The sequence below is a fragment of the Bacillus sp. AFS059628 genome (genome assembly GCF_002571225.1).
Taxonomy (GTDB): Bacteria; Bacillota; Bacilli; order Bacillales; family Bacillaceae_G; genus Bacillus_A.
The window spans coordinates 1-4,496 of record NZ_NVEC01000116.1; the positions used below are offsets into that span (position 1 = coordinate 1).

Here is a 4,496-nt window from a genome sequence, read left to right on the forward strand (position 1 = left end):
GAAATTAGGTAATATACATTTTTTAATAATTATATATTAATAAAAAGAGGTGCACGTTTTGAAAATTTTTAAGGGAATTCTAGTTTCTTCAATTGCATTAACAGCATTTAATGGGGTAGGCGGACTACTTCCAAGTGAAAAATCAGAAGTTGCTTATGCAGCTACTTACAAGAATTCAAATAAACAATTAAATTCTAATGTACATAAGCAAGTTATTAAACAATTAGTTTTGAAATTTAAAAATGAAGCGAATTTACCATATCAGGATGGAATAGAAAAGTTCATTAAAGAGGAAAAACAAGACTCTGACTTAATTGAGATTTTAGCTCAATACCCAAATGTAACTATAAATCGACTTTTTAGTTCTTTAAACCCTAAAGAAATTAAAAATCTAGGTAGAGAAATAAACGACTCCGAACATATTTCTTCTAATTTGCTAAACTATTATATTGTAGAAACCAAAGGTGATATTGATTTACAAGCATTACTTGTAAAATTGGAAAAATCATCTCTTGTTGAAATGGCGTATTTACAGGAAGAAGAGGCGCCGCCAGAAGAGCGCTTGCCAAATTTATCGGTTAATCCATATGATGAGCCTAGACTTATAAGACAAGGTTACCTTGAACCAGCGCCATTAGGAATTAATGCACCTTATGCCTGGAGCATAAAAGGTGGAGATGGAAAAGGAACTACTTTCGTAGATATGGAGTATGGGTGGTTATTTAGTCATGAGGATTTAGTGAATCAAAAGATTGAATTGATATCTGGGCAGAATAGGAGTGAACACCATGATCATGGTACTTCAGTCTTAGGGATTGTTTCGGCAGAAGATAATAACATAGGTGGAATTGGAATTGCACCGAAAGCTAAGGTAAAGGTTGTATCTCAGTTTAGGGATAACGGAAATTATAATACAGCTGATGCTATATTAAGTGCAGTTAACAATATGCAAGCTGGAGATATTCTTTTATTAGAAGCCCAAGCAACTTACGATGGATATGGAGATAAGAATTATTTCCCTGTAGAAGTAAAACCGGATATATTTGATGCAATTCGTCTGGGAACAAATAAGGGGATTATTATTATTGAAGCAGGTTCAAACGGCGGAAATGATTTAGATCAATTTAGAGACCGTAATGGTAAACAAGTTTTAAATCGTAATAGTCCTGATTTTAAAGATTCAGGGGCAATTATGGTTGGGGCAGCTTCTGCAAGAGTTCCTCATAAGCGTTCATATTTCTCTAATTATGGTAGTAGAGTGGATGTGTATGGATGGGGGAATGCAGTAGATACAACAGATGCTAAACCAAGTGAATTTACAACAAATCTATATACTTCTAGCTTTAGTGGAACATCTAGCGCATCACCTATTATTGCTGGTGCTGCTGCATCAATTCAAGGAATTGCAAAAAATAATAAGGGAAAAGTATATACACCAAGCCAGCTTAGGGATATTTTAAGTGACCCTAGTACAGGAACCAAATCTAACGATCCAATCTCTGATAAAATTGGTGTTTTACCTGACTTAAAAGCCATTTTATCTAAACTTGGTTTTTCACCAAACTTAAGTAATGATTCCTCCATTGTATTTCCTGAGGAACCAGAAATAAATAAAGGAAACAAAGGTTCTACTATTACGTTCCCGAAAGAGGATTCCGAAAATAGTGAAGAGAACTCTAATTTCATTTTCCCAGAATAATAAAAATACCTCCTATTTAGAATGAGGTAGAATAGTTTACTCAATAAGAACAAAGGATATGGATTCAATAGAAATATGAATTCATATCCTTTTAATTTTATGCTGTTTTTACTACCTTACAAAAACGTAATGTTAGCGTAATGGAAATGAATTTTGGCAGCAAATAGATTAGGATATAATTTTTGTGAGAAAAGATATGAGGTGAGTCATATGAAACGAATAGTGCTTATGTGTAGTGTTTTTGTGATGTTTACTGTGTTGTTATCGGGGTGTAATTTAAATCGTCTTGGTACAGATACATATTATGTGCAAATTACCAAAGATGGTGAAAAATTAAAAGAGAAAAATGTAAATGGGGATACGAATTACCAATATAAATTACCTGGATTTGATAAGGATGGTAAAGAGAAAGAAATGGAGTTTACAGCGTTAAAAAACCTTCGTAAAGAAGCATTTTTACGTATATATTACTCTGAGAAAAAAGGTGTGAAATCTTGGGAAGAGGTTAAGAAAGACGAACTCCCTACAAAAGTAAAAGAAAAATTAAAGGTGGATTAATATATAAGTCTTTGTTAGAGCGATATATCCTCAAATTATTAGAATGTATATTAAAATAGGTTAAAGTTCTTCAGAGTTATAAAAGTAAGAGGCTGACATTTATTGTCAGCCTTTTGCTTTTGCAAGAAGAAAATATAAAAGACATTTAACAGGCGAAGTGTTGGATTATAAACAATTATTTAAGATTCAAGGCTACACCATACCTACCCCTGAACTATAATAATTTTAGGTCAGAAATAAGCTTCTAGTTTTGTCTAAGTATTTGTAGTAGTTTAAAGGATTGATGATTGGTTATGATATAATAAAATTCAAGTATACTAAGGGGGATTAATGAGATGATTTTTCAAAGCATGATAACAGCTATTATAGAAAAATTACAAGAGACGGTGAATCCCTATTGGATAATTTTGTTTGGATCAACGGCTGAGAACAGAGAACGAGAAGATAGTGATATTGATATAGCTTATTTAAGTGACACAACCTTAGGGAACTATGAACGTTTTTTATTAGCACAGGAGTTAGCCAACATTGTTCATAGAGATGTTGATTTAGTTGATTTATCGGAAGCTTCTACAGTTTTTCAAGCTCAGATTATACATACAGGAAAGACAATATTTTGTTCGGATGAAAAACGTAAGGTCATTTTTGAAATGAAAACCTTAAAAATGTATTCAAAATTGAACGAAGAAAGACAGATAGTATTTGATGATATAAAGAAAAGAGGTTCTATATATGAAGAATGAGGTTATTTTAAATAAAATTTCTACAATAGAGCGTTGTATAAAAAGAATCCAAGATGTATATGGAAATGACCCTGAAAATTTAGAGGACTTTACAAAACAAGATTCAATAATATTGAACATACAAAGAGCTTGTGAAGCGAGTATTGATTTAGCAATGCATATTGTTGCAGGGAAAAGATTAGGACTACCCCAATCTAGTCGAGAGGCTTTTGATTTATTGGTTACAGCAGGATTACTTAGCGCTGATCTAGCAAATAAGTTAAAAGCAATGGTTGGATTTCGTAATATTGCTGTTCATGATTATCAAAGTGTAAATTTAGATATTGTTCGTCAAATTATTGAAAAACATTTAACTGATTTTAAACTATTTACGAAAGAAGTAATGGGGATATTGGAATTTTAGGCAAAAGAACAGAATAATAGGACTGAGAAAGAAAGTAATTCTATGATTCCCAAACCAGCTATTGAAACAATTACTTAATTTCGTAAGAAGAAACGCAGTCATAAGATGAATTTGTTTATGTTGTAGCGAGGCTTTGCATGAGATGTGTGTAGTTAATAGTAGGAACAATATCCACATACAATTTTATCAACAAATAAGTAAATATTTTCAAAACTAATTTTTATACATACAATGTATATTAAAAACAAAAAAGTTTCCTTGTGGAAACTTTTTTGTTTTTGGTAAATTTATGGCGGTAAATTAATATGCAGTTTTTGAAAAAAATGATGAATCATGTCAAATCATCTTCATTTACACGAACATGAACGTAGTATAAAAATGAAGCATATCCAAAATAATTAAAGGGGGCTGAAAAAATGATTAAAAAACTTATTATTGGTTCTATTGCTTTAGGCACAACAATAGGAGTGAGCAAACCTACATTTGCTGCTACAATACATTCGCCATCACAGTTTAAAGAAATTCAAAATGTTCATGTGCAATCCCTACACTCTCCATGGCAGTATTTAGGGAAAACTTCAAGGGAACTTCAAATTAAAAGTAAGGATCCAAAAGTACTAGCTTTTGAACTAGCAAAAGAAGCGCCATTTTACGAAGAAGAATTAGTAGACATATGTTCGGTAATTTTAGATGCAAATGTAGACGTTATATATTGGACAAGTAAGGAATGGGTTAGATTTGAAGAAGGAAATTATGAATTTAAACATGAAATTAAAATTTTTAGAGATAAAGAACGTCAGCAATTAATTACTGCACTAGAATCTTAGAACTTTTACAAAAAAGAAGCTATTTTTAGTATGCTATTCTCCCCTCATAGTAGATAGGGAAAAGAAAACACATTAACCTATTTTGAAGTGAACCCCGAAAACGGGACACCTATCAAAACACCTAAACCACTNNCGCACACAATTGTAGTAATGTATGTATTCTAGCACAATCTTTCGCACAGTTGTGTTGGATACTTTTGTTATCTCTTGTGAATAGAAGGCTTCACTTTTTAAATGACCAAAGAAGCTTTCCATTTAATTTCTTC

The 4,496-nt window shown here is 31.8% G+C and carries 5 protein-coding genes and 1 pseudogene; 5 read left to right on the plus strand and 1 reads right to left on the minus strand.

Going from position 1 to position 4,496, the window contains the following annotated elements; all coding sequences use genetic code 11:
* The first annotated feature begins 49 nt into the window (after window positions 1-49).
* The 5 genes from COL05_RS29260 to COL05_RS29280 all read left to right on the plus strand — a co-directional run bounded on the left by COL05_RS29260 (window position 50) and on the right by COL05_RS29280 (window position 4,230).
* A complete protein-coding gene (locus COL05_RS29260) occupies window positions 50-1,699 on the plus strand; it encodes a S8 family peptidase (protein ID WP_180233492.1) in 1,650 nt (549 codons plus the stop codon).
* Between the two features lie 210 nt (window positions 1,700-1,909).
* Entirely contained in the window at window positions 1,910-2,257 is a 348-nt protein-coding gene (locus COL05_RS29265; protein ID WP_098671150.1) for a YxeA family protein, read from the plus strand.
* Window positions 2,258-2,592: 335 nt separating this feature from the next.
* On the plus strand, window positions 2,593-3,000 hold the full coding sequence (mntA, locus tag COL05_RS29270) for a type VII toxin-antitoxin system MntA family adenylyltransferase antitoxin (protein ID WP_098671151.1): 408 nt from the start codon (window positions 2,593-2,595) through the stop codon (window positions 2,998-3,000).
* On the plus strand, window positions 2,990-3,403 hold the full coding sequence (gene hepT, locus COL05_RS29275) for a type VII toxin-antitoxin system HepT family RNase toxin (RefSeq protein ID WP_098671152.1): 414 nt from the start codon (window positions 2,990-2,992) through the stop codon (window positions 3,401-3,403). Before mntA ends, hepT begins: the two co-directional genes overlap by 11 nt.
* A gap of 416 nt (window positions 3,404-3,819) precedes the next feature.
* Window positions 3,820-4,230, plus strand: coding sequence for a hypothetical protein (locus COL05_RS29280; protein WP_098671153.1), 411 nt, complete (start codon window positions 3,820-3,822; stop codon window positions 4,228-4,230).
* 72 nt (window positions 4,231-4,302) lie between these two features.
* Here the strand turns inward: COL05_RS29280 and COL05_RS29285 are convergent.
* A pseudogene (locus COL05_RS29285) lies at window positions 4,303-4,485 on the minus strand (IS3 family transposase); the annotation flags it as partial.
* Window positions 4,486-4,496: the final 11 nt, after the last annotated feature.

Excerpts from the sequence above, each read along its gene's own strand:
- COL05_RS29265 (WP_098671150.1), top strand. The coding sequence starts at position 1,910 with ATGAAACGAATAGTGCTTATGTGTAGTGTTTTTGTGATGTTTACTGTG.
- mntA (WP_098671151.1), top strand. The coding sequence starts at position 2,593 with ATGATTTTTCAAAGCATGATAACAGCTATTATAGAAAAATTACAAGAG.
- hepT (WP_098671152.1), top strand. The coding sequence starts at position 2,990 with ATGAAGAATGAGGTTATTTTAAATAAAATTTCTACAATAGAGCGTTGT.
- COL05_RS29280 (WP_098671153.1), top strand. The coding sequence starts at position 3,820 with ATGATTAAAAAACTTATTATTGGTTCTATTGCTTTAGGCACAACAATA.